The organism is Okeania sp. SIO3B5 (assembly GCF_010692555.1).
Lineage (GTDB): Bacteria > Cyanobacteriota > Cyanobacteriia > Cyanobacteriales > Microcoleaceae > Okeania.
Map to the genome: position 1 here is coordinate 14,483 of NZ_JAAHHG010000053.1, position 22,833 is coordinate 37,315.

Below are 22,833 nucleotides of genomic sequence, written 5' to 3' on the forward strand. Positions count from 1 at the left end.
GTAATTGAGGCAGAATTTATACTTACTATCAAAGTCTGCTTTAAAGTCTATATTAATTTAAACCCCCTCATAAGAGCTGAGAGCTGACAGCTAATAGCTGTTTGCGTTTGCGTAGCATCCCGTAGGGAAGCATTCCGCAGGAAATGCTTACAAAAATCATTACCACTCAGCAACACCTAAAAAATTACCGACCACATTGCTGTGATCGGCTCCTTTGATTTTTTATTCTTCTTCGTTTGTGTCTTCTGGTAGTTTTTCGACCTGCTCCAACAGTCTAGCTATTTCTTTTTCTAGAGAAGCTGTTTTATTTAGAAATCCAGCTTTGGCTGTCTGGCTTTCTGTCAATTTTTTCTCCAAATGCTCGCTATGAGCGTTCATGTAATCTAATGCTTCTGAAACTACTTCCCGAAACAGGCCAAGGATTCCCCCAATAATCCTATAGATTGTAGTTCGTCCCACGCTTGAACCCACTTCTCCAGCAGCTCGCTTTGACTGGTATTCAATGCTTCTGCTATCTCCTTCATTCTTTCCTTTGTTTTAGGAGTTACTGACAGATTTAATTTGTCTTTCCTAATTCCGTATTTCGGTTTTCCGGCCATATATTTTTACGTCACTCATCTTTTGGGTACAAAAATATTTTACTTAAACCTCTTGACATAATCTTATACGTAATTAATAATAATATTAAGTATTTACGCCAAAGATGTTCGGGAGGTGACACCCAACGAAGCAGTTCAAACAGTTAAAACCTAGTACTTAACTGAAATAGCCATACTTATTTTCAGTGACTATCTAATCTATATCTTTCCGGGTGAGGCTTTTGTCTACTAATTTCACCCCTTTCTTACCGAATAATTAAGTTTTAAAGCGTCTCCTTTATAAGGAGAAACAAGCGGTCGAGGGATGGATGGGTTTCCTAACCATATCCAATCGACCAAGAGAGAAAAAACTTTCCTTTGAGTCAATCCTCTTGTTTTGAAGGAGAGGTAATTATTAATTATTCATTATTAATTGTTGAACCCTTTTACCCCTTTTTACATCTTTCAAATGTCTGGAATCTTTGACACATTAGGTTTTGCCAATTGCTTTCGCCCCGACGATCTACCTGTTTGGGGAGAATATATTTGGTACTCTTACGAGGATCTGTTTCTCTGCAACAATGTCCCAGACCTCGAATTACAAATAGACCGTGTAGAACAAATATGGACTAAAGCTAGCTATTCTTATATACAAGAAGGTATGGCTTATAGCGTCATCAAAGTTTATAAGCTATACAAAAAATTAGGGTTTAAAGACTTCAAAGAGTACTGTCTGAAACGAGTCAAGAAAACAACTTGGCGAGTCGAACACATTATCAAGGCAGCTCAAACAGCTTGGAATTTGATGGTTGCCGGGTTCAACGAACTTCCCAGCAATGTATCTCAAGCCTACGCTTTATATGAACCTTTAGTGAAGAAAGGCTGTGACTATGACGTTGAAGACGCTTGGAAAAACATACTTTGTCGCAGTCAAGAAGAAAATACAGCCATTACTGCGGGATTAATAGAAGCAACTGTTAGTCCTGAGAAAAAGAGAAAAAGGTCAAAAATTAAACTGCCTGAAGAGGTGATGGCTTTACTCAGAAAAAAGGCCGAAGAAAAAGGTCAAAACCCTGAAGATTTGGCAGCCGAAATTATCAGCGAATATTTTGCCGTAGAACAAGACTTTGAGCCAGATACTGAAACAGTAGCCGAGCCAGAGTCTATAGACAATTTAAAAGGGTGTGTGTCAAAAACGCCTGAGATTAAAGCCTGGGAAATTGATTTACAGAATTTAGTTCAGGAAAAATATACTAATAAATCCAACTTTGAAACAACCGCAGACAGTTCCGTAATACCGGGAGGATGTCAATCAGATGGGGATATCTTCTCTGGAGGCCAAGTACGGCGACCTCCGACTTAGAGCTACTTAGGGCTTGCGCTCAAAAGTCTTTCTTCAGGAGTAGGGGAGCGGGGAAGTAGGGGAGTAGGGGAGAATTTTTTTGCCCAACTATGCGCTAAAAATGCTAACTTTTTGAGCATGAAGAGCTGAAAACCAAGGTATTACAGACCTAAAAAGGCTAAAACCTTTATTTGTAAATGCTTTTAGATTTAATCAGCAAGCCCTACTTAGAAGCAGACTTACTTTGAATATACTTATGGACTTGGTATCAGTTATAGGGCTGTGCGCAGGCAACAGGCAATAGACAACAGCTCATCTGGGGGAATAAAAAAACGATAATATAAGACTTTTAGCTATTAGACAGTTCCTGTAATTTGTAAATATGCTAGCGTACATTACTATGTTCAAAATTTGCTTACTTGTTTCTTCTAAATAGAAGTATAGTCAGCAAATATTACTGAATGTTGTCAAACTCAGACTCAGTTGCTAAAATTTTCTTCCTTCTTACTTCTTACTTCTAAAATGCTAATTGTCAAACAACTAAAATCTGTTCCTCTCTCTACAATAACTATCATTGCTGCCATAATTTTATTTATCTGTAGCAGTGTGCGTCACTTATTATTTCAATCTAGCGCTTTTGAAATGGGAATTTATGACCAAGTTACTTATTTAATAAGTCAAGGTTTACCCCCTATTTCTTCCTTCTTAGAAGTACATCATTTAGGTAACCATGCTGCTTGGGCAATGTATCCTGTGGCATTACTTTATAAAATTTATCCTTCTGTCTATTGGTTATTACTAATACAAGCTATTTGTTTAGCAATAGGAACAATTCCTACCTGGAGTTTAGCGCGTCATGCTGGCTTAAATAAAAAACTTGCTTTTGCTATGGCAATAGTTTATTTATCATACCCAGTAGTGTTCAATCTCAATTTATTTGATTTTCATCCAGAAGTAATGGCATTGCCAGCAATGTTAGGAGCAATTTTAGCAGCAAAATTAGATAAAACTCTCTGGTTTTGTATAGCTATTATTTGGGTTTTAGGTTGTAAAGATGCTTTATCTTTACCTATTGCTGGAATGGGTTTTTGGTTATATTTCTATGAAAAAAAACGATTGTGCGGAGCAATAGCTTTGTTTGCTGGTGTAGCTTGGTTTATTATTGCTACTCAAGTACTAATACCTTATTTTAAAGATGGTCAACCACCAGGAGGAATCGGACGTTATCGATATTTAGGAGGCTCTATACAAGAAATTTTACTGAATATGTTTTTAAGACCTGAACTGGTGTTTGGTAAATTAATTTCACTGAAAACTCTAGAATATTTACTATTACTAAATCTGCCCGTAATTTGGTGGCTTGCTCCTAAATATTTAACTCCTTTAATAGCAGCTTCTCCCGTTTTGGCGATGAATATTCTCTCTAAAATTGATGCTCAAAGAGATTTAATTCATCAGTATTCTTTGCCAATATTACCTTTTTTATTAATGGCTGTAATTTATACTATTGCTGATGGAAAATGTGGTTTATGGTATTGGCTATGGAATTTACGCAAACCTCAAACGGATAAAGCTGAAAATATATCTACAATTGTTAGCGATCGCTTACCAAAATTTATCATTATTTGGTCTTGCATCGGATTTTTAGCTTTGGCTAAATATGGGTATTTTTGGTCTATTTATTTAGATTATCTAGATACTTGGCAAGCAGCACGAGAAGCGGTTGCTTTAGTTGATACAAAAGGTGGTGTTTTTACTACTTCTGAAATTACGCCTCATTTAACTCATCGTCAGTTTATTAAATTAATTGTTGAAGAAGATGAATTACCAAGAACTGAAGCATTAGTTGAATATGATTATATTTTGATAAATGTACGTCATCCAGGGTGGAAAAGTAGTCAGGAATATTCAACAAAATTAGTAGATAAACTCAAAGTTGATTCTGAATTTCAGCTTAGTTACGAACGAGATGATGTTTATTTATTTGAAAAGGGGAAAAATATTTCTCTGTTTCACTAATGCTCCTACTAAATTTATGAATAATTAATTAAATAGAGCCAATATCTTCTGGATTAAAATTTCTTAAAGGTAGATAGGGAGACTCTATGGATGGGTTGCTCCATATTTGTTCTAATCTAGTTTTGGCATCAGATATTAAACTGCGAAGTTGTTCTATTGTGTCTAAACCTAAAGGTGACAATAATTGTTCGGCAAAATCTACTTTTTTTGCTTCTAATAAATATTTTGGAGTCTTTTCCATGTAGAATAAACTCCAACCATGCCAATATGAATTACTGCTATCTTCTGTTTTCCTTTGAGATAGGAGAAATAAGAAAAAATCAGCTTCTATAAATTGCTGCATTGGCACAATTTCTGCGATTTTTCCATTTGTATGGCGCTGATTTAATATCTCTGAATGACGATTATTTGAGGAATTTTCAAATAGTTCTACAGGCTGAGATATATCATTCAATAGTATAGATAAGCTGTCAAGAAGATCCCATGAATTGTCAGGACAAAAAACTGTTTCTTTGAGGATTTCTGAAATTAACACCCACCGATTTTCTCGAATTAGAAAAGAAAAATATGTTACAAATAATTCGTGAGTTATAAACTTGTATAAATCTAAATCAAAAGTTTTTTCTTGGCTCACAAACTCAGAATCTTGATGTCGATTTTTATCTAGAACTTTAAAAAAAAGGCTAACTGGCGGAAAATAATGGGTAATAATTTCTCCAAAGCGTTGATATAAACTAATAGCTGCATCATTAGATTCTTTTGTAGTTGCTATTACTTCCATAAAACCAGCAAACTCTATAACCAGTTCTTCTGTTTTATCGATTGCTTTTATCAGTAAATCTTCATTTTCTACACTTTTTTCTGAAAATATTGGTGTCATATCTTTTATTTTACTGTCTAACTGTTTAACATATTTCTTGATTTTAGTTCCACTCCAGGGAACATCTCTTTTTATCTCTAACTTTGCTTGCTCAATAATGGAAAGTATCCTTTTTATTTCTTCTACCAATTCTTGCAAAATAGGACGAATAGCTCTTTCAAGAGATTTTGCTAACTTATTACGCTCTGTAGATTTGTCTTGATTATCCACAGGCATATTGTAAGTAAGAATTCGTCTCATTCGCAAATCAAAAGGTAGTTGTTCGGGAGTACCAAAAGCAGTATTCATAACCATAATAATTTTTCCCTCTCCCAAATTTTTCATTGCATATCCAAGCTCAATTAATACATTTGGATTTGGAGTAAGACGAAAGTTTGCATCTTTATTAATAATCGAAACATCACACACAAAAATCTGAGCCTCGTCAATTTTCTCAAAAATCGTCTTAACAATATCTGGCGAACCAGCTACATTTTGAGTATCGCGGTCTATAACTGGTTCCACTTTAATAGAATCATCATTACGAATAGACTTGACAGCTTTCTCAAGAGCATCCTTAATAAATCCACGATTTGTATTATTTGGTAAATCTGACTGCCAAGAATAAAAGATTTTGCAATGCATAATCTGTACAAAAAATAGTATTAATAAAATTAACAATTTCCATTGTAATAGAAAAAAAATCTAATCAGTTCGCCATCTTAATACACAAAAAAATCAAAAAAAAACCTGTTTTCTATACTCCAAATTATTTTATTTTTCATCCATTAAAAAATAAAAGTAATGCAATATTATGCGATCGCCGTAAATTTTATGTCGGTACTTCTACTAATTTTGCTACTTCTTCACCAAGACATATGAAATGGTTAGGATTTAAAGTAAGTAACCGATCTACCTCTACTTTAAAAACAACTTGAGCAATTAAACCATCGTAAATTCCACCTCCTGTTAAATTCAAATTTACCATTTTATGAATAACAGTTTGATAATCTTCCGTAGAAAGAGAAACTACTTCAAATTCTGCTAAATTTTCTCTGATTAATTGTTGTGCAAGTTTTGGGGAAACAGCAGGTTTTATAGGAAGGCGAATTAAAACGGAATAGAGTTCTGCCAAAGTATGAGTGCAAATTATTCCTTGAATATTTCCAGATTTAACTTTTTTTAATCGTGAAAGACAAGCTGAATGTTGAGGATAATTACTCCATAATGCAGCGACTAAAACACTTGCATCAAATAAAGCTTTTACCACGATGTTAATTCATTAATTCTTTCTGTTCTCAGTTCATCAATAATTGTTTCTGTATTAGATATTGGTTCAGCTTTAAAGACTAATATTCCATCTTCATAGTAGGTTTCTAATTCTGGTTCTAAGAGTTGAAGAATAAGTTGATCATTCTCAACTTTCAAGGATAACTTAGTTTGATTGTTAATTCCTAATTGTTGGCGTATTTTTTCAGGGATTTCAATACGACCAAATTGATCGATAGTGAGTTGTTCCATATTGTAATTATCTGCTATAATAATCCTCTTGAACCATCAGAGTTTAGTAGTAGACTGACACAGCTAAAACTGTGCAGAGCGCTTTTTTCGTATAGTTCTTATTATAGCAAGGTTTGAGAATTTTTCCCTAATGCACCATTTAAGCTGTGTCAGTCCATTAGGGTGCGTTGCGTAAGTCCTGATTATTTAATTCATGCTACTCTAAAAAATGAAAACACAATTGGAGGGGGCTAAGAATGACTACAGAAACATCTCCCAAAACCGAGTTAGCAACCGAAGTAACTCCCGACTGGGAACCACCAATGCCACCTACAGACTTAATCTTTGATGATGGAGAACTCTTGGAAAGCAAACGTCACCGTATTGCCATGAATCTTCTGATAGATTCCTTGTATCAACATTGGTCAGATCGCACCGATTTTTTTGCAGGTGGCAATATGTTTATTTATTACAGTAGCGCTCAAGCCCGAAATCGCGATTACAAAGGTCCTGATTTCTTTGTGGTTTTGGATGTTGATGGCAAAACAGATCGTCAAGGATGGGTAGTTTGGGAAGAAGAAGGTCGTTATCCAGATATGATAGTTGAACTCACATCTTCTTCCACTGCTAGTGTAGACATTGGCAAAAAAAAGGATATTTACGAGCGAACATTCCGTACTCCAAATTATTTTATTTTTAATCCATTTGATCGAAAGTCATTAAAGGGATGGCGTCTGCAAAATAAGAAATATCAGGAGCTACAGCAGGACGATCGCGGATGGTTGTGGTGCGAGGAGTTAGAGTTATGGTTGGGTACTTGGGAAGGAACTATTCTGCAAGAGTCGGCAGTGTGGTTACGATTTTATGACTCCGAAGGAAACTTGGTATTATTGCCAGGAGAAGTAGCTGAACAAGAACGTCAACGTGCTGAACAGGAAAGTCAACGTGCTGAACAAGAACGTCAACGTGCTGAACGTCTGGCTGCTAAACTAAAAGAGTTAGGGGTAGATCCTGATTCTGTCTAATATCAAATCCGTTTGCTTTGGAGTGTTATAAGAAACCGGGTTTGTGGGAAGTATGATGTTAGTATGACGCGATATTTCAAACAAACACGGTTTCTAGGCTTTATTATGCGATCGCCGTAAATTTTATGTCGGTACTTCTACTAATTATGCTACCAGTACTTACGCAAAGGCACTACATATAGTAGATAAAAACTATAGCACTATAGTAAATATGACATTTTTATCGAAAAAATGCGTAAGTTCTGAAAAATAAAAACACACACAACAATTTGCTTACAACAGTGTTGCAAAATTTTTCATCCAATCAGTGTTATTCAGGATAGGTGCATTAGGTATAGTAATACAGCGGATTCCAGGTATATGAAGTACAGAGATTAACAATTAAATGAATGCAAGTGCAGGCATCTTGCCCGCAACGGCCACAGAAACAAAGGAACGCGCACCAAGAGAAGGAGCAGGAGAATGCTTTGGCCACTGTAGTCTATCTATGTGAAAACTGCTATCAGGATTTTTTATATCAAAGGTAAAAGAAATTTATCATAATCTAATAGATATCTCGGATAATAAAAAATCAAATCAACTACCGTACAAAAATTATCAATTCTTTCCCTCTACTCTGTAGGGGCGTTCCATGCAACGTCCCTACTACTTCCTCTTTTGGAGAATATCATGTCCGCTTAAATAGTTATTAAATAAGGGAATAGGAAGCACCGTAACTGGGATAATAAGGATATAAAAGAGGATAGGTTTTTTCCAAATCGCTATTACTTAGACTTGATATCAGTAGTTTCACTTTTTATGAAGCAAATATAAAGTAAAAAGTTCCGTATTTCCTACCTAGTAACGTCATAAGTCTTCGGTAATAATAAGGATGTTGAAACAAACAAAGACTGTTAACACAACAACTAATAATTTACATAGGAGATTTAAACAAATGACTACTAACTACCTCAAGCAAATTACACTCGCTACTATCGGAACTGGTTGTATTGCTCTTGGTGTTGCCACTGAAGCTCAAGCATCTATCGGCACTGTGAATATATCTAATGACATAGGTTTTTTTGGAAGTAATACTGGAATTGAGTTTTTAGACAATGATATTGAGTACGCTGGATTTGGAGTTTTCTCCTCCTTTGGAACAGATGCAGATGGTTCAGTTATAACTGGTTCGTTCGGTGTTCCTGGAGGTCCGATTACTTCTTTTTTCACTTTTGATGCTAATCCTGGTTTCGTTTTTGACCTTGACTCTATAACTTTTGCAGGTCAAATGGGTGATTTCGTCATGTATGACTTGATGGGAACCATCACAGATGACGCGGGGACAGCTTATCAAGTTGAAGGTGGTTTAAGCAGTCAAATGATTGGTTCTCCTTCACAAGGTTATTCTTGGTCAGCAAGTCTAGAAACTAAAAGAGTTCCTGAACCAGCAACAATATTAGGTTTAGGTGTGGTAGCTGTTGGTTCTGCTTTCGGTTTGAAGAAGAAGAATAGCTAGTTGTTGAAGTTATTAAAACTTAGTCGTCAAGTTGGATTTGATAATTGCTCGGTCAATATAGCTTTGCTGAATCAAGGAATGAATCTCAAGGGAACAGGCACATCTCAAAACTTAACAAGCCTGAATTAGTTCTCATAGAATGTTTGAGTATCTCTATGAGAAATCTCCAAGAATTAAAAATTAAATCAATTGCGATTCATAAATTATCAGTTATTTCTCCCTGTTCCCTGTTGGCTGTTGTCTATTGCCTATGGGTGGAGGAGATGTCTCATAGCAGTATTGAAATGATGACAAAGAAATTCCTAGAGGTATTGACTGCTGTTGGTGTAGCATGACCGAGGATGGGAAGAGTGAGCTGCTTGGTTAATTGAAGTTCGAGATCGATACTGTTTGATTTTTCTACAGTTTTTTTCGTAACTCAAAATATTTGCGATACATCCCTTTATTTTGATGAGAGCGTGCGATAGCTATTTGAATTCCACTAGCTCCTATTTGATGTTCTTCACCATACATATAAACTTTCAGTTGTTTGATTTAACATAAAAATTATTTGCTTTTTATATGAATTAATTTTTTTGGCTATTGCTGGTAAGTCTTTCTGTCTACCATGAAGTATTTTACAGCAGATTCCACTAAGGGTGAGGTACACCCCGAAGCGGGCGATTTTATAGCGGTCAAGATGCTATAGCGGGCAAGATGCCCGCACTACAAAGATTCAATTGTTAATCTCTGTACCTCATAACGCGCGGAAACTGCTGTAATTTCTCGCTCAACACATTCAGGCATTACAAACTTGCTTTGACTCCAGAGTCAAAGCAAGAAAATTAGCCCTTGTTATCAACGCCATCAGCCATCTTTGAATCAGTTATATCATGTCCGGATAATTAGTGATAAAAAACTTTCTCCTTCAACTCCAGTTATTCTTCTTCCTTCTTCTTTCTTCCCTCCTGACTCCTGACTCCTGACTCCTGACTCCTAAGTCGTTATTTATTTATAACTGTTCAACCGGACATGATATTAGTCTCCTGCAAAGGAACTGCGTGAACAGGTGGATGATGGATTTGTCATCTACAATCCCAGTATACAGATATATTTATAATTCTATCCACACTTCAATATTACATCGGACTATCTCCCCATTTCTCTACAGATATAATAAGTATTCAACCGGATTTGAGATCAAACCCGCCATCAAATTCACCAGTAATTTTCCAGAGTGGCGTGGGGTCTTAAACCCAATATTAACAGGACTTATGCCAAAGCACTACATATAGTAGATCAAAACTATAGCACTATGGTATATATGATATTTTGATCGAAAAAATGCGTAAGTCCTGAAAAATCAAAATACATATAACAATTTACTGACAACAGTGTTGCCAAATTTTGGCTCTAATCAGTATTACTCAGGATAGGTACATTAGGTATGGTACTAAGTCCAATTTACTGACAGCGCTGTTCATTTAAGTAGACGACAAAATTCTTTTGGGTTAGGCAATAGCAGTGCAACCCCACGGGGTGCGATAGACGCATCTGTGAACGCACTCCTGTGAGGGAGAAGGAGAATGGTTTGGCCACTGTAGTCTATCTATATTGAAAACCACTATCAGGATTTTTGATATCAAAGGAAAAAGAAATTGAGAATCATCTCATAGACATCTGGCGATAATAAAAAATCAAATCAACTACCCCACAAAAATTATCAATTCTTGCCTACTCTTTAGGGACGTTGCATGCAACGTCCCTACTACTTTCTATGGGTGGAGAATATCATGTCTGCTTGAATAATTATTAAATAAGGGAGTAGGGAACACTGTAACTGGGATTATAAGGATATAAAAGAGGATAGGTTTTTTCCAAATCGCTATTACTTAGACTTGATATCAGTAGTTTCACTTTTTATGAAGCAAATATAAAGTAAAAAGTTCCGTATTTCCTACCTAGTAACGTCATAAGTCTTCGGTAATAATAAGGATGTTGAAACAAACAAAGACTTGTTAAGACAACAACTAATCACTTACTAAGGAGATATCAACAATGACTACTAACTACCTCAAGCAAATTACACTCGCTACTATCGGAACTGGTTGTATTGCTCTTGGTGTTGCTACTGAAGCTCAAGCATCTATCGGCACTGTGAATATATCTAATGACATAGGTTTTTTTGGAAGTAATACTGGAATTGAGTTTTTAGACGGTGATATTGAGTACGCTGGATCTGGAGTTTTCTCATCCTTTGGAACAGATGCAGATGGTTCAGTTATGACTGGTATGTTCGGTGTTCCTGGAGGTTCGATTACTTCTTTTTTCTCCTTTGATGATGATTCCTCCACTTTTGACCTTGACTCTATAACTTTTGTAGGTCAAATGGGTGATTTCGTCATGTATGACTTGATGGGAACCATCACAGATAACGCGGGTACAACTTATCAAGTTGAAGGTGGTTTAAGTAGTCAAATGATTGGTTCTCCTTCACAAGGTTCTTCTTGGTCAGCAACTCTAGAAACTAAAAGAGTTCCTGAACCTGCAACAGTATTAGGTTTAGGTGTGGTAGCTGTGGGTTCTGCTTTCGGTTTGAAGAAGAAGAATAGCTAGTTGTTGAAGTTATTAAAACTTAGTCGTCAAGTTGGATTGGATAATTGCTCGGTCAATATAGCGTTGCTCAATCAAGGAATAAATCTCAACAGAACAGGTACATCTCAAAACTTAACAAGGGTGAATTAGTTCTCATAGAATGTTTGAGTATCTCTATGAGAAATCTCCAAGAATTAAAAATTAAATCAATTGCGATTCATAAATTATCAGTTATTTCTCCCTGTTCCCTGTTCCCTGTTCGCTGTTATCTATTGCCTATGGGTGGAGGAGATGTCTCATAGCAGTATTGAAATGATGACAAAGAAATTCCTAGAGGTATTGACTGCTGTTGGTATACCATGACTGAGGATGGTAAGAGCAAGCTGCTTGGTGAATTGAAGAGCGAGACCGAGACTGTTTGATTTTTCTCAAGTTTTTTTCGTAACTCAAAATATTTGCTATATATACCTTTGTTTTGATGGTGCCATAGCTATTTGAGTTCCACTAGCTCCTATTTTAGGTTCTACACTATACATATCAACTTTCAGTTGTTTGATTTCACATCAAAATTATCTTTTATATGAATTAATTTTTTTGGCTATTGCTGGTAAGTCTGTATGTCTACCATGAAGTATTTGACAGCAGATTCCACTAAGGGTGAGGTACACCCCGAAGCAGGCATCTTGCCTGCAATGGGAGCATTCAATTGTTAATCTCTGTACCTGATAATGCGCGGAAACTGCTGTAATTTCTCGTTTGACACATCCAGGCATTACAAACCTGCTTTTACTTTGGTGTCAAAGTTGGTACTCTCAGCTTGCTGCGATATAGAACCATTATGGTATCGTTCTTATCTGCTTTTGGCTGCTCTCCTCAGAACTCAGTGCTGGTGAAGTGTAGAAAAATGCTTCCATCTCCTCTACTCCCTCACTCTCCCATTCTCCTACTCCCCCACCCAGAAATACCCAAGCAGGGGAATAAAATTAAATAACTGAGATTAATTCAACAATTCCATCGCTCGTCCCTTCAACCCCTCAGCCGTGATACCATTAAAAGCCATCACATGACCAGCACTTGAAGCAGTCTCACCCCGACGCCAAGCAAAGGTATCCCGCTTAACCTGACTCCTTAACATAATTGGCTCCAACATCAAACTCGCACCACCAGTCACCCCGATCAATGCGTTACCGCCGAATAATTTATCAAAGCCAGCATCATCTAAAAATCCGCCATCAGCTTCAGAGCAAGTATCCCAACCTGTATCCTGGGGACGATACAAACGCCTGGGGTTGATTACAGAAACTATCCGCACCCCAACACCTTCAGTTTCCAAAGCAGCAGCAGCTTCAAATACTGGAATTAATGGCATATCTCCCACCACTGCAAACACAACAGTTTTATTCCCGGCAACCTCAGACAAAACAATAGCACCATCCTGCAACCCTTGTCTTGTCTGCTCAAAAGTCGTCCGAATAGGTAACGGTGACTTACTCGCAGTAATAGTCACACCCTTATTTTTAGTAGTCAATGCCCAATCATAACAAACTTGAATACTATTAGCATCGGGGGGAAACAGGGCGAATACATTACCATTGCGCATCATTGCTGCAAAATAAGCTTCAATTTCTGGGCGTTGATGAGTCCAACCGTTGCGTCCCTGCTCCAATGCACCCGCAGTAAACAATGTAATTGTTGAAGGAGTCGCGTGACGTAACTCTGCCATTGCTTGAGTAACAGTCTGCCAAATAGGTACACCGTTAATAGCGAAAGATTCATAGGAACACCAAACTGTACGCGCTCCCATTAATGCTAAACCTGCAGCCATACCAGCACAAGCATCTTCGCTCAAAGGTTCATAAACCTGACCCTTCGGACCTTGGAAATAAAGGTCATCAGAGGTAGGGTGAATAATTTTCAACGCTTGGTTGACATTATTAATACCCGATGCAGCATTACCGTCAGCATTTGTGAGCAAGAAATTGGGGTCTTTTTGCCCGACGTAAGCTATTAATGCTCCCATTGCAGTTGTGGCAACTTTCTTTTCTCCACCAACAGGAAATTCTTCTAAAGGTAGTTTTCCTAAATCTGGCAATGGGTATTCAAATTCAGTGACAACTGTTTTAGAAGCAGGGCCTCCACCCGCACGTTCGCAATTTTTCCGGACTAATTCCCAACCTGCTACTGGTAAAGCACGTTCTTTGAGAGCTTCGATCATGTGGGGACTGTCGAGAGTATCTTTAGGGTAGAGGTTATGAGATTTTGAACCTCTAGCATGAACCCCCGTACCCTTAAGTTGTTTGATAATAAAAATGGTGAGTGTGCCACCGAGAGCAGATTTTGCAGCTTTATCCACATTTTCTAATACAGCTTTTGTGAATTCTAGACGCTTTTCAAAAGAGAAAGCACTGCTATCTATATAATCACCTACTTGGTTTTTGTCATCGAAGTCTTTAGCATCTACCAGTATTACTTCTGCGAAACCGTTGCCTTTCCAATAAGCAATCATTTCTTCATTGGTTTTGGTAGATACCATACTATGGTGTTCTTGACTGTAACCATTCCACACTAATACTGGTAAAAAGTTGGTAACTTCAGGATAAGCAGTATTAAAATGTGCCATAGCGCTGACTGGGTATGGTTCGCCCATACCACCATCTCCCATGGTAAATGGAAATAGAGTGTCACGGTGTAATAGTGCTGCTGCCATGGCGAAGTGTTGCCCTTGGCCTAGTGGCCCGGCAGGGTTGAGTAAACCAGGGATGTAGCCAGATAAGTGTCCGAGGAGTCCGTGCATTTCCCGGAAGCGATCGCGCATTTGCTGTACTGTGGAAATTTCCATGTCTTCCAGGGAGCGGTCTAGAAATGCAGCACTATAAAAGCCGGGGGCATGGTGTCCGACTTCTGTCATAATATTTTTGTAGCCTAACATTACCAGTGCTGCATAAGCTTCAGCTTGACTAGCAAAACCACCTGGGTGTCCTGATGCTTTGCTGCCTGTAACTTGTAGCATTAGGTAACGGAGAGCATCAGCATAGAGGAGGGTTTGATATACGCCAGTAGGGTCGCTTGGTGAGGCGATCGCTTTACTTCCTTCTGCTATTGCTGGAGTATTACCGTGGGTCTCGAAATCAGGCCAAGCTTCTCCAAAGTATTGGATACCTTCGCAAAAATCTGGAACTGTTGTTGGTTTTGGCGTTGTTGCAGTCATAGAAATTTATCTGTAATTTTATCTCTTTAATTTTCAGTTAACAATAATTTAACATCTACGGGGATCGATGTTAATTTCTTTTACTTTGCATAGTAATAAGCTCTAGCAATGTTTATTAAGTTCTATCTAAATCAAAAAAAACTTAACAGTTCAAGTCATTAGAAAATCAAAAAGATAACTAGATAAGAATATGACTACAACTCAACTATCAATGCCAAAAGCTCCTACTCTCATTCAACTCCTCCAATGGGTGTTTTACTTATTGACATTTTCTTATAAATGTGATTAAGAATATGATGATGTATTTCAAGTTCAGCTTGATGGTCTGTCAATATTTTTCAGTCATTACCAGGCCATTATTAATTTTTTAAGAACAGTCTCTAAGAGCTGATTTATAAAGTAAATATTAATGCGCTGAATCACTTGCTATATCTAGGTTTAATGATTTATTATCAAGTAATCCCCTAATTGCTAAAAGCTAGGTAATATAAGACTTTTGGCGAAGTTTACAAATCAGCTCTAAGAGAAAATTGCTTTTCAAGGATTTTTTGGCCTCAACAACAAAATTGCGAGATACACCCTAATACTTTTATATTATTTTTGGGTGCATCTCCTCACAAACAAATATCTGAAGGATATAATGAATCTAGGTTTTAAAATTGACGTAGGTTTGCCAGAAATTAGACCTGTGAACCTACATTTTTTCTTTCTGCTTACGTTTCAGGAAAGTTGTGCCTAAAGCACTTAGGGCTAATAAACCTAAAACTGAAGCCGGCTCAGGTGTTTTTTTGATATCCCCAACTGTAAAATCATCAAATGCAAAAACATCTCCCTGTCCAGTAGTTGTCAAAAAGTCAACAGACATAAATTTTTCAGAATGATCCTCCGCAACTATACCAAAAAAGAAGACTGAACCATCTGTACTGCCAAAGCTTCCGACTGTATTAGGAACTGCAAAGGTCTCTATTGTTCCGTTTGATAGCTCTATCGCAAGCTGACCACCAAAATCACTAATGTCAATACCATAGAAACCAAAAGCCCCTACTGCTGTGTCAAAATCTACCTGAAAGTTATTAGATCCACCTGCTGATACTTGCCAGAAGTTAGTACCAGAAGTACCGTATCGACCAAATCCATTCGTGCTACCAACAGGAACAGAGCGTATTCGTCCTCCCCCACCAGAAAGAGTAGCTGTAATATCAGAATCAGGGAAAGTTAAATCTAATGGTCCACTTGTTCCTGTAGCAAATCCTTCAAAATCTTCAGTTCCTACCCCAACTAAATTAGATAGAAAATCGGATTCAGCATCAGAGGCATTGGGAAAAGAAGCCAAAGGTACAGAACGACTATTGTTCAAGTCTTCTCCAAAGAAAATTTGAAAAGCCTGTGCAGGAACATTGCTAAAAGTTATGATAGTACCAAAAGCAAGGGCACTAGAAACAATAGTTCTGGTGAGTTTGACGCTTTTTACAGCAGCAACAGTTTTGTTCAACATGATTAAATCTCCTGAGAAAATTCATTACCTGATATTGTTTCACCACTACTCCGGAAATTTATGCAAAAATTTTTTGCCTCACGAGATAAAGAAATGCCTGAAACGTTATAGCAGTATAGAATAGAGAAAATAAAAATTACACAATAAATCAAATCAAAATCATTTCCATAGAGGAGTAACTACTTTGCAGTTGTCCCTATATTGAGTTGAGTTATTGTTCAAAGAAAAACCTAAAAAGCGTCGGGAGGAAGTACGCAGCGCCCGTTTTAACGGCTGGTTAAATAACGACACGCGGGTAATAAGAAGAAGGAAAAATAATGTGGGCCTTGCATAAATGCGGAATGTAGGTTAGTAGTTTTGTGGAATGGGCATCTTGCCCGTTCCCAAATTGTCTAAATTGCGAGATACACCCTAATACTTTTATATTATTTTTGGGTGCATCTCCTCACAAACAAATATCTGAAGGATATAATGAATCTAGGTTTTAAAATTGACGTAGGTTTGCCAGAAATTAGACCTGTGAACCTACATTTTTTCTTTCTGCTTACGTTTCAGGAAAGTTGTGCCTAAAGCACTTAGGGCTAATAAACCTAAAACTGAAGCCGGCTCAGGTGTTTTTTTGATATCCCCAACTGTAAAATCATCAAATGCAAAAACATCTCCCTGTCCAGTAGTTGTCAAAAAGTCAACAGACATAAATTTTTCAGAATGATCCTCCGCAACTATACCAAAAAAGAAGACTGAACCATCTGTACTGCCAAAGCTTCCGACTGTATTAGGAACTGCAAAGGTCTCTATTGTTCCGTTTGATAGCTCTATCGCAAGCTGACCACCAAAATCACTAATGTCAATACCATAGAAACCAAAAGCCCCTACTGCTGTGTCAAAATCTACCTGAAAGTTATTAGATCCACCTGCTGATACTTGCCAGAAGTTAGTACCAGAAGTACCGTATCGACCAAATCCATTCGTGCTACCAACAGGAACAGAGCGTATTCGTCCTCCCCCACCAGAAAGAGTAGCTGTAATATCAGAATCAGGGAAAGTTAAATCTAATGGTCCACTTGTTCCTGTAGCAAATCCTTCAAAATCTTCAGTTCCTACCCCAACTAAATTAGATAGAAAATCGGATTCAGCATCAGAGGCATTGGGAAAAGAAGCCAAAGGTACAGAACGACTATTGTTCAAGTCTTCTCCAAAGAAAATTTGAAAAGCCTGTGCAGGAACATTGCTAAAAGTTATGATAGTACCAAAAGCAAGGGCACTAGAAACAATAGTTCTGGTGAGTTTGACGCTTTTTACAGCAGCAACAGTTTTGTTCAACATGATTAAATCTCCTGAGAAAATTCATTACCTGATATTGTTTCAGCGCTCATCCGGAAATTTATGCAAAACTTTCTTGTCTCACGAGATAAATAAATGCCTGAAAAGTTGTGACAGTATAGAATAGAGAAAATAAAAATTACATAATAAATCAAATTTTGAAGAAGACAGAAGACATAATACAGAAGACAAAAGGCAGAAGAAAAAATTGCTTATCGATTCAAACCCCAAGCAATTTTAAGCATTTCCATAAGCTCCAAGAGAATTTCCTCTTTTGAAATTCAAAACAATTAAAATTATCCCAAAAATATTCGGCGTTGCTGAATTGAAGTATGAATGTGCGATTGTTTGGCTCTGTTCAACAATGAATAATGAATAATGAATAATGAATAATTACCTCTCCTTGAAAGAAGAGGATTGACTAATAATGAAAATTTTTCTTTATTATCCCCTTAAAAGGAGAGGCGCATACCCACAATTTTTCGGTAAAGCCCCCTAAATCCCCCAACGTTGGGGGACTTTTAGAGTTTTATTCCCCCCAATTTTGGCTTGCTCGGGTAGCTCTGCATCATACCCAGAATCAGCAAAGCTAAATATCCAACACCAGAATATTACTCGAGATATTCCATAGCAATTAAGGTAAATTGTTACAACAGTCGAAGTAAAGGCTAGGACAGATCAAAAGCTTAAAACTCAGACAACGTAATACTTTTTCTTATTCCTTCTTCCTTCTTCCTTTTGCTATCTAATTAACGATAATTTGTAAATTGTAATGGCACAGGCAAATCTTCTTCCTTTAACCTTTGCATTACTGCTTGTAAATCATCTTTAGACTTACCAGAAATTCTCACAGAATCACCCTGAATAGATGCTTGTACTTTCTTAAATTCATCTTTAATCAACTTAGTGATTTTTTTAGAAATTTCTTGAGTAAGACCTTTTTGCAGTTTAACTTCTTGCCTAACTCTACCGCCACTAGCAGATTCCACTTTACCAAAATCAAATATCTTTAACGATAAATTACGTTTTGCTGCTTTAGTTTGTAAAACAGTATGAACTGCATCTAAAGCAAATTGACTACTGGTATTAATAGTAATTGTATCTTCTGACAATTCTAATGTCGTATTAGAATCCTTCAAGTCATAACGAGCCTTTATTTCTCGTTCAGCTTGGTCTATAGAATTAACTAATTCTTGTCTATCAAAATCGCTGACAATATCAAAAGATGATGTAGATGCCATAATTATTCAATATATATTACTTTTGTTTAACTTCTAAAGTATGAGAAATTTAACTACATTAATATAGCAGTCGCAGAAAAGCTTAGTACAGTTCAAAAGTTTAAAACTCAGACAACTTCAAGAATTTAGAATTTAGAATTTAGAATTACCTTTTCTTATAAATAAGAGGATTGAATCAAAGGATTTTTTTTTCTTCTTTCTCCATGAATGGAGAGGCTTTATACCTGAATTTTTCGGTAATACTTTTCCTTACTTTCTTATTCCTTGTTCCTTCTGCTATACCATGAATTAATTTGAGATTTTTGATCAAAAAAAACTCTTTATATAGTTTATATTTCAGGTCTTGGTATTAGAATTTTTTTTCCTAATACCAACAAATAGTATTACATTTATTACATTTAAACTTTAATTGAGAAACAGAGACTATTCTAAATTAAGCCAGCATAATAGATTAAAAATTATTAATACTAATCAAACTGAGAATAAATAAAATAGTAGTACCAGAAGAGCTAACAACAAACATTAGCGATCGCCCGATAGGCACATTCAAAATATAAAATATTGAATAAAAAAATCGCCCAACAACAAAAGCAACTGCCGCTCCCATTGCCAAAATAGAATCCTGTTGTGTTAGATATGCCATCAAAGAAGCTGCTGTAAACAAAATCAAAGTTTCAAAAGAATTTTGATGTGCCCAGGTTGCCCTCTTAGCATAATCAGGTAATTGTTCAAACATCGCCCGAGGCGCACCCAAATCATAGCCTACTTTAACACGACCGTAGGCTACCACTAAAAAAGGTGCGTAGACTAGCACTGCTCCTATTACTATGGAATCTAATAATATCGATGATGCTGGTAACTCCAACAAACTCATTTTTTTTGTTATATTAATCTAGATAGAATAGAGTTACTACTTTACGTTGATCTTCTGCATCTTGACAAGTCTTCAACAGAGTATTACTTTCGTGAAAAGCAAAGCAAATAAGCTGTTGGCATCGAGAAATAATTTCCTGGTTACAAATAGAGCTTGCTTCAGCTAAAGATAATTGGTCATTTTTAGGATTTTCCACTAAATGAATAACCTTATCCAATTGTTGGCGAGATTCTCTTGGTTGCCGTTTCATACTTTGAGGTAAAATAACAGTAACTAAGTTAGGATCGGCTCTCATTGCCCCCCGAACTACTGCTAAATTAGTACCTGTTGCACCTGATGTAATAACATGATTCGATCCTAAAACCAAGGCATAACTTAACAACTCAATTAATTGTTGATGAGTAATAGGAACATGACGAGAACCCAAAATAGCAATTCGTTTAGAACCTGTTTGTTGGATTGCTAAAAGTTCCTCTAAAAAGTCATCTACCTTGGGAATATCAATTGATTGACTCAAAGATTTTATCTACTGTAATAAAATTGCCTAGAGGATTATAACAATTAAATATATTTTTGTACATCTATATTTGTAGGAAAAATAACAATTGATCGTTAAAAATCAATCGCTCAAAACTCCAGCATGGGCAAAGGCTTTTGCTCAACCAGCTCAAGAATTCCCACCTACTCCTTTAAAAATTATTTCTGGTATTGTCCCCTCTGGACTGAGAGGTTGTTTATATAGAAATGGTCCTGCTAGATTATCGCGGAATCAACAACAAGTAGGACATTGGTTTGATGGAGATGGTGCAATTCTAGCAGTGCATTTTAATTCTTCTTTTCTGGAAAATCAAGAACCTTGGGCTACTTATCGTTATGTTCAAACAGCAGGGTATCAGGTGGAGACAGAAAAAGGAAAATTTATTTTTGGTGGCTATGGAATGAACCCTCCAGGAAATCTGTGGGATAAGCTTACTCAACCAATAAAAAATGCTGCTAATACCTCAGTTTTGGCTTTGCCAGACCGTCTTTTAGCGCTATGGGAAGGTGGACATCCCCACACTCTCAATTTGGAAACTTTGGCAACTTTGGGACTAGAAGATTTAGGAGGCTTAGAAAATTATCAAAGCTATTCAGCACACCCTAAAATAGATAGTGCCACAGGTGACATCTATAACTTTGGAGTTACTCCTGGACTAAATAGCTCCCTCAATATCTACCGCAGTAATAGTAGTGGAACAATTCAGCAAAAAGGTCTGATTCCTATATCTGGCGTCCCTCTAATTCATGATTTTGTTTTAGCAGGCCCATATTTAATATTTTTTATTTCACCAGTACGTTTACAACTACTGCCAGCTTTTACAAAGATAAAAAGCTTTAGTGAAGCTTTAACCTGGCAACCAGAGCTAGGAACACAGATTTTAGTAGTCGATCGCTCATCTCTACAACTCATTACTCGTCGAGAAACGGAACCCTGGTATCAGTGGCACTTTGGCAATAGCTATGTGGACTCAGATGGCACAGTATTAGTTTACTTAATCCGCTATACAGATTTTGATCAAACAAATAAGTACCTCCAAGAAGTACCTACTGGCCAAACTCATACTCCTGCTAATGGGATATTCTGGCAGATACGCCTAGATCCTAAATCTGGTCGTATCATTGACAGTTATAAATTATTGGATATTCCCTGTGAGTTGCCTACGGTTGCTCCTGCTGAGGTCGGAAAACCATTTCGCTTTACTTATTTATTAGTTCATAAACCAGGAATAGATATTACTCAAGAAATGTTTGGGGCGATCGCCTGTTTTGACCATCAAAAAAATATCCTCACTACCACCAATTTAAGGCCAAATTGCTATCCTATGGAACCTATCTATGCCCCTGATGCTGAAGATTCTGAGAAAGGATGGATATTAACTGTTATTTTTGACGGTGAGCGCAACTGTAGTGAGGTCTGGATATTTGATGCTTCTAACTTAGATACCGAACCTGTTTGTCGGTTAGCCTTACCAGAAGTTATACCAATGGGTTTCCACGGTACCTGGAGTCATTTCAGTTAACAGTTATCAGTTAACAGTTATCAGTTATCAGTTATCAGTTATCAGTGTACCTCTTGCTGTTTGCGCAGCATGACAAAGGTCAAGCAAGAGGCTTAATATAAGGAATATTCTCTTCTCTTGGTCAATCAATTCCGTTTTAAAGGAGAGTTCATTAATTGATAATTGATAATGGATAATTGATAATTACCTCTGGTTAAAACCGAGAGGATTGAAGATAAGGAAATATCCTAGCACTTTTTTTCCCTTAAAAGGGGAGGCTTTAAACCAGAATTATTTAATTATTAATGATTCGGTAATTATTAATTACTAATTATTAATTATTTAACTTGCTCCTAGCTGAAAATGATTGAGTAAGCTGTCAAAGTCGAACTCTTGTGCCATTAGTCTATTGACACACTCTACTTTCACAGGTTCGTTTAGACGGACACTACCAAAAGTTCTATCTATAATTTCCACAGTAGATAAAGTATCATAGTCCACTGACAAAACAGGTACTTCCACATACTCCGCACGACGCAGCACTAACTCATCCGGAGGCAGTTGCCCAGTTAAGATTAGACAATGGGTAGAAGTTTCTAAAGCTGCTAGTTGAATGTCTGTGCGATCGCCTCCGGTAACTACTGCCATATTTGTAGCTTTACGGAAATATTTAATAGCTGCACTAACACTCATTGCACCAATTGTCAAGCTTTCTACCATTAAATCTAGGCGATCAGGACGACAAAGTACCTGGGCGTTTAATTGCTTCACTAATTCTGCCACTGTGACACTGCGTAAGAGACTGCTTCTCGGCAATATTCCTAATACAGGAATGTTCCTAGACTCTAGAAAAGGTTTCACTAAAGTAGTCACTGTTTCTTGTGCTGCTAGTGGTACATCATTAATAACCACACCCAACAGGGAACTACCCAAACGTTGTTTAGCTGAGAGTAAAGAGTCTATATAAGAACCTGAATTTGGACGAGTCACCAAAATTACGGCAGCATTAAGAATTTCCGCAACTTGTACTAAGGATAATTCAAATAGATTACCCTCATTTAAATTACTTGGTCCTTCTAATAAAACTAAATCTTCTCCTTCTACCTGTAGATATTGGGCTAGAGATTTTTGATAGTCAGTGTTGTCCTCTCCAAGCAAACGCTTCGTGATAGTACTTTCATCCAGCATGAACAGAGTTGGCCGAATACTATTTTCTGAAAGCTTGAGAGTTTCAGTAATAAACTGTACATCAGCATCAATA

At 36.9% G+C, this 22,833-nt stretch carries 19 protein-coding genes; 8 read left to right on the plus strand and 11 right to left on the minus strand.

Translation table 11 applies throughout. The annotated features are described in order from the left end of the window. Positions 1–222: 222 nt before the first annotated feature. Positions 223–459: a hypothetical protein gene (locus F6K54_RS10060; protein WP_293077025.1), complete on the minus strand. Its 237-nt coding sequence runs from the start codon at positions 457–459 to the stop codon at positions 223–225. A gap of 588 nt (positions 460–1,047) precedes the next feature. Between F6K54_RS10060 and F6K54_RS10065 the strand changes: the two genes are divergently transcribed. Together F6K54_RS10065 and F6K54_RS10070 are read left to right on the plus strand one after the other, a co-directional pair. After that, a complete protein-coding gene (locus tag F6K54_RS10065; RefSeq protein WP_293077027.1) occupies positions 1,048–1,941 on the plus strand; it encodes a hypothetical protein in 894 nt (297 codons plus the stop codon). Positions 1,942–2,442: 501 nt separating this feature from the next. Continuing rightward, the gene (locus F6K54_RS10070) at positions 2,443–3,939 is read left to right on the plus strand and encodes a DUF2079 domain-containing protein (protein ID WP_293077029.1); all 1,497 of its coding nucleotides are present in this window, start codon (positions 2,443–2,445) and stop codon (positions 3,937–3,939) included. Positions 3,940–3,967: 28 nt separating this feature from the next. Here the strand turns inward: F6K54_RS10070 and F6K54_RS10075 are convergent, their stop codons facing one another. From F6K54_RS10075 to F6K54_RS10085, 3 genes are all read right to left on the minus strand, one after another. Continuing rightward, on the minus strand, positions 3,968–5,443 hold the full coding sequence (locus tag F6K54_RS10075) for a hypothetical protein (protein ID WP_293077031.1): 1,476 nt from the start codon (positions 5,441–5,443) through the stop codon (positions 3,968–3,970). Between the two features lie 187 nt (positions 5,444–5,630). Next, a complete protein-coding gene (locus F6K54_RS10080; protein WP_293077033.1) occupies positions 5,631–6,068 on the minus strand; it encodes a PIN domain-containing protein in 438 nt (145 codons plus the stop codon). After that, complete coding sequence (locus F6K54_RS10085; RefSeq protein ID WP_293077034.1) at positions 6,062–6,319, minus strand: AbrB/MazE/SpoVT family DNA-binding domain-containing protein; 258 nt, start codon at positions 6,317–6,319, stop codon at positions 6,062–6,064. Before F6K54_RS10085 ends, F6K54_RS10080 begins: the two co-directional genes overlap by 7 nt. Positions 6,320–6,555: 236 nt before the next feature. On the opposite strand from F6K54_RS10085, the gene F6K54_RS10090 reads away from it, so the two are divergent. The 5 genes from F6K54_RS10090 to F6K54_RS10110 all read left to right on the plus strand — a co-directional run bounded on the left by F6K54_RS10090 (position 6,556) and on the right by F6K54_RS10110 (position 11,542). After that, a complete protein-coding gene (locus tag F6K54_RS10090; RefSeq protein ID WP_293077036.1) occupies positions 6,556–7,323 on the plus strand; it encodes a Uma2 family endonuclease in 768 nt (255 codons plus the stop codon). A gap of 934 nt (positions 7,324–8,257) precedes the next feature. Beyond that, positions 8,258–8,818: a PEP-CTERM sorting domain-containing protein gene (locus tag F6K54_RS10095; protein ID WP_293077038.1), complete on the plus strand. Its 561-nt coding sequence runs from the start codon at positions 8,258–8,260 to the stop codon at positions 8,816–8,818. Positions 8,819–8,862: 44 nt separating this feature from the next. Then, positions 8,863–9,153, plus strand: coding sequence for a hypothetical protein (locus F6K54_RS10100; protein ID WP_293077040.1), 291 nt, complete (start codon positions 8,863–8,865; stop codon positions 9,151–9,153). A gap of 1,702 nt (positions 9,154–10,855) precedes the next feature. Next, a complete protein-coding gene (locus F6K54_RS10105) occupies positions 10,856–11,413 on the plus strand; it encodes a PEP-CTERM sorting domain-containing protein (protein WP_293077042.1) in 558 nt (185 codons plus the stop codon). Next, positions 11,414–11,542 carry a hypothetical protein gene (locus F6K54_RS10110; protein ID WP_293077044.1) on the plus strand — a complete coding sequence of 43 codons (129 nt, stop codon included), beginning with the start codon at positions 11,414–11,416 and terminating at the stop codon, positions 11,540–11,542. Positions 11,543–12,389: 847 nt separating this feature from the next. On the opposite strand, the gene F6K54_RS10115 is transcribed toward F6K54_RS10110, so the two are convergent. From F6K54_RS10115 to F6K54_RS10140, 6 genes are all read right to left on the minus strand, one after another. Then, a complete protein-coding gene (locus F6K54_RS10115) occupies positions 12,390–14,600 on the minus strand; it encodes a phosphoketolase (protein WP_293077046.1) in 2,211 nt (736 codons plus the stop codon). Between the two features lie 694 nt (positions 14,601–15,294). Beyond that, positions 15,295–16,095 carry a PEP-CTERM sorting domain-containing protein gene (locus tag F6K54_RS10120; RefSeq protein WP_293077048.1) on the minus strand — a complete coding sequence of 267 codons (801 nt, stop codon included), beginning with the start codon at positions 16,093–16,095 and terminating at the stop codon, positions 15,295–15,297. A gap of 525 nt (positions 16,096–16,620) precedes the next feature. After that, positions 16,621–17,421: a PEP-CTERM sorting domain-containing protein gene (locus F6K54_RS10125; protein ID WP_293077048.1), complete on the minus strand. Its 801-nt coding sequence runs from the start codon at positions 17,419–17,421 to the stop codon at positions 16,621–16,623. A gap of 746 nt (positions 17,422–18,167) precedes the next feature. Further along, positions 18,168–18,659, minus strand: a complete 492-nt coding sequence (locus F6K54_RS10130; RefSeq protein ID WP_293077050.1) for a YajQ family cyclic di-GMP-binding protein — start codon at positions 18,657–18,659, stop codon at positions 18,168–18,170. 451 nt (positions 18,660–19,110) lie between these two features. Then, positions 19,111–19,533: an MAPEG family protein gene (locus tag F6K54_RS10135; protein ID WP_293077052.1), complete on the minus strand. Its 423-nt coding sequence runs from the start codon at positions 19,531–19,533 to the stop codon at positions 19,111–19,113. A gap of 13 nt (positions 19,534–19,546) precedes the next feature. Further along, positions 19,547–20,050 (minus strand): DNA recombination-mediator protein A, encoded by a 504-nt coding sequence (locus tag F6K54_RS10140; RefSeq protein ID WP_293077054.1) that lies wholly within the window; start codon positions 20,048–20,050, stop codon positions 19,547–19,549. An 88-nt stretch (positions 20,051–20,138) separates the two neighbouring features. Between F6K54_RS10140 and F6K54_RS10145 the strand changes: the two genes are divergently transcribed. Continuing rightward, entirely contained in the window at positions 20,139–21,593 is a 1,455-nt protein-coding gene (locus F6K54_RS10145; RefSeq protein ID WP_293077056.1) for a carotenoid oxygenase family protein, read from the plus strand. Positions 21,594–21,914: 321 nt separating this feature from the next. Here F6K54_RS10145 and F6K54_RS10150 read toward each other — a convergent pair. After that, positions 21,915–22,833 (minus strand): phosphotransacetylase family protein (locus F6K54_RS10150; protein ID WP_293077058.1); only part of this gene is annotated, 919 nt, incomplete at its 5' end.

Bases quoted from the DNA above. Each gene is read 5' to 3' on its own strand.
- F6K54_RS10130 (WP_293077050.1), bottom strand. From the start codon at position 18,659: ATGGCATCTACATCATCTTTTGATATTGTCAGCGATTTTGATAGACAA.
- F6K54_RS10075 (WP_293077031.1), bottom strand. From the start codon at position 5,443: ATGCATTGCAAAATCTTTTATTCTTGGCAGTCAGATTTACCAAATAAT.
- F6K54_RS10095 (WP_293077038.1), top strand. From the start codon at position 8,258: ATGACTACTAACTACCTCAAGCAAATTACACTCGCTACTATCGGAACT.
- F6K54_RS10105 (WP_293077042.1), top strand. From the start codon at position 10,856: ATGACTACTAACTACCTCAAGCAAATTACACTCGCTACTATCGGAACT.
- F6K54_RS10120 (WP_293077048.1), bottom strand. From the start codon at position 16,095: ATGTTGAACAAAACTGTTGCTGCTGTAAAAAGCGTCAAACTCACCAGA.
- F6K54_RS10085 (WP_293077034.1), bottom strand. From the start codon at position 6,319: ATGGAACAACTCACTATCGATCAATTTGGTCGTATTGAAATCCCTGAA.
- F6K54_RS10065 (WP_293077027.1), top strand. From the start codon at position 1,048: ATGTCTGGAATCTTTGACACATTAGGTTTTGCCAATTGCTTTCGCCCC.
- F6K54_RS10135 (WP_293077052.1), bottom strand. From the start codon at position 19,533: ATGAGTTTGTTGGAGTTACCAGCATCATCGATATTATTAGATTCCATA.
- F6K54_RS10115 (WP_293077046.1), bottom strand. From the start codon at position 14,600: ATGACTGCAACAACGCCAAAACCAACAACAGTTCCAGATTTTTGCGAA.
- F6K54_RS10090 (WP_293077036.1), top strand. From the start codon at position 6,556: ATGACTACAGAAACATCTCCCAAAACCGAGTTAGCAACCGAAGTAACT.
- F6K54_RS10125 (WP_293077048.1), bottom strand. From the start codon at position 17,421: ATGTTGAACAAAACTGTTGCTGCTGTAAAAAGCGTCAAACTCACCAGA.
- F6K54_RS10070 (WP_293077029.1), top strand. From the start codon at position 2,443: ATGCTAATTGTCAAACAACTAAAATCTGTTCCTCTCTCTACAATAACT.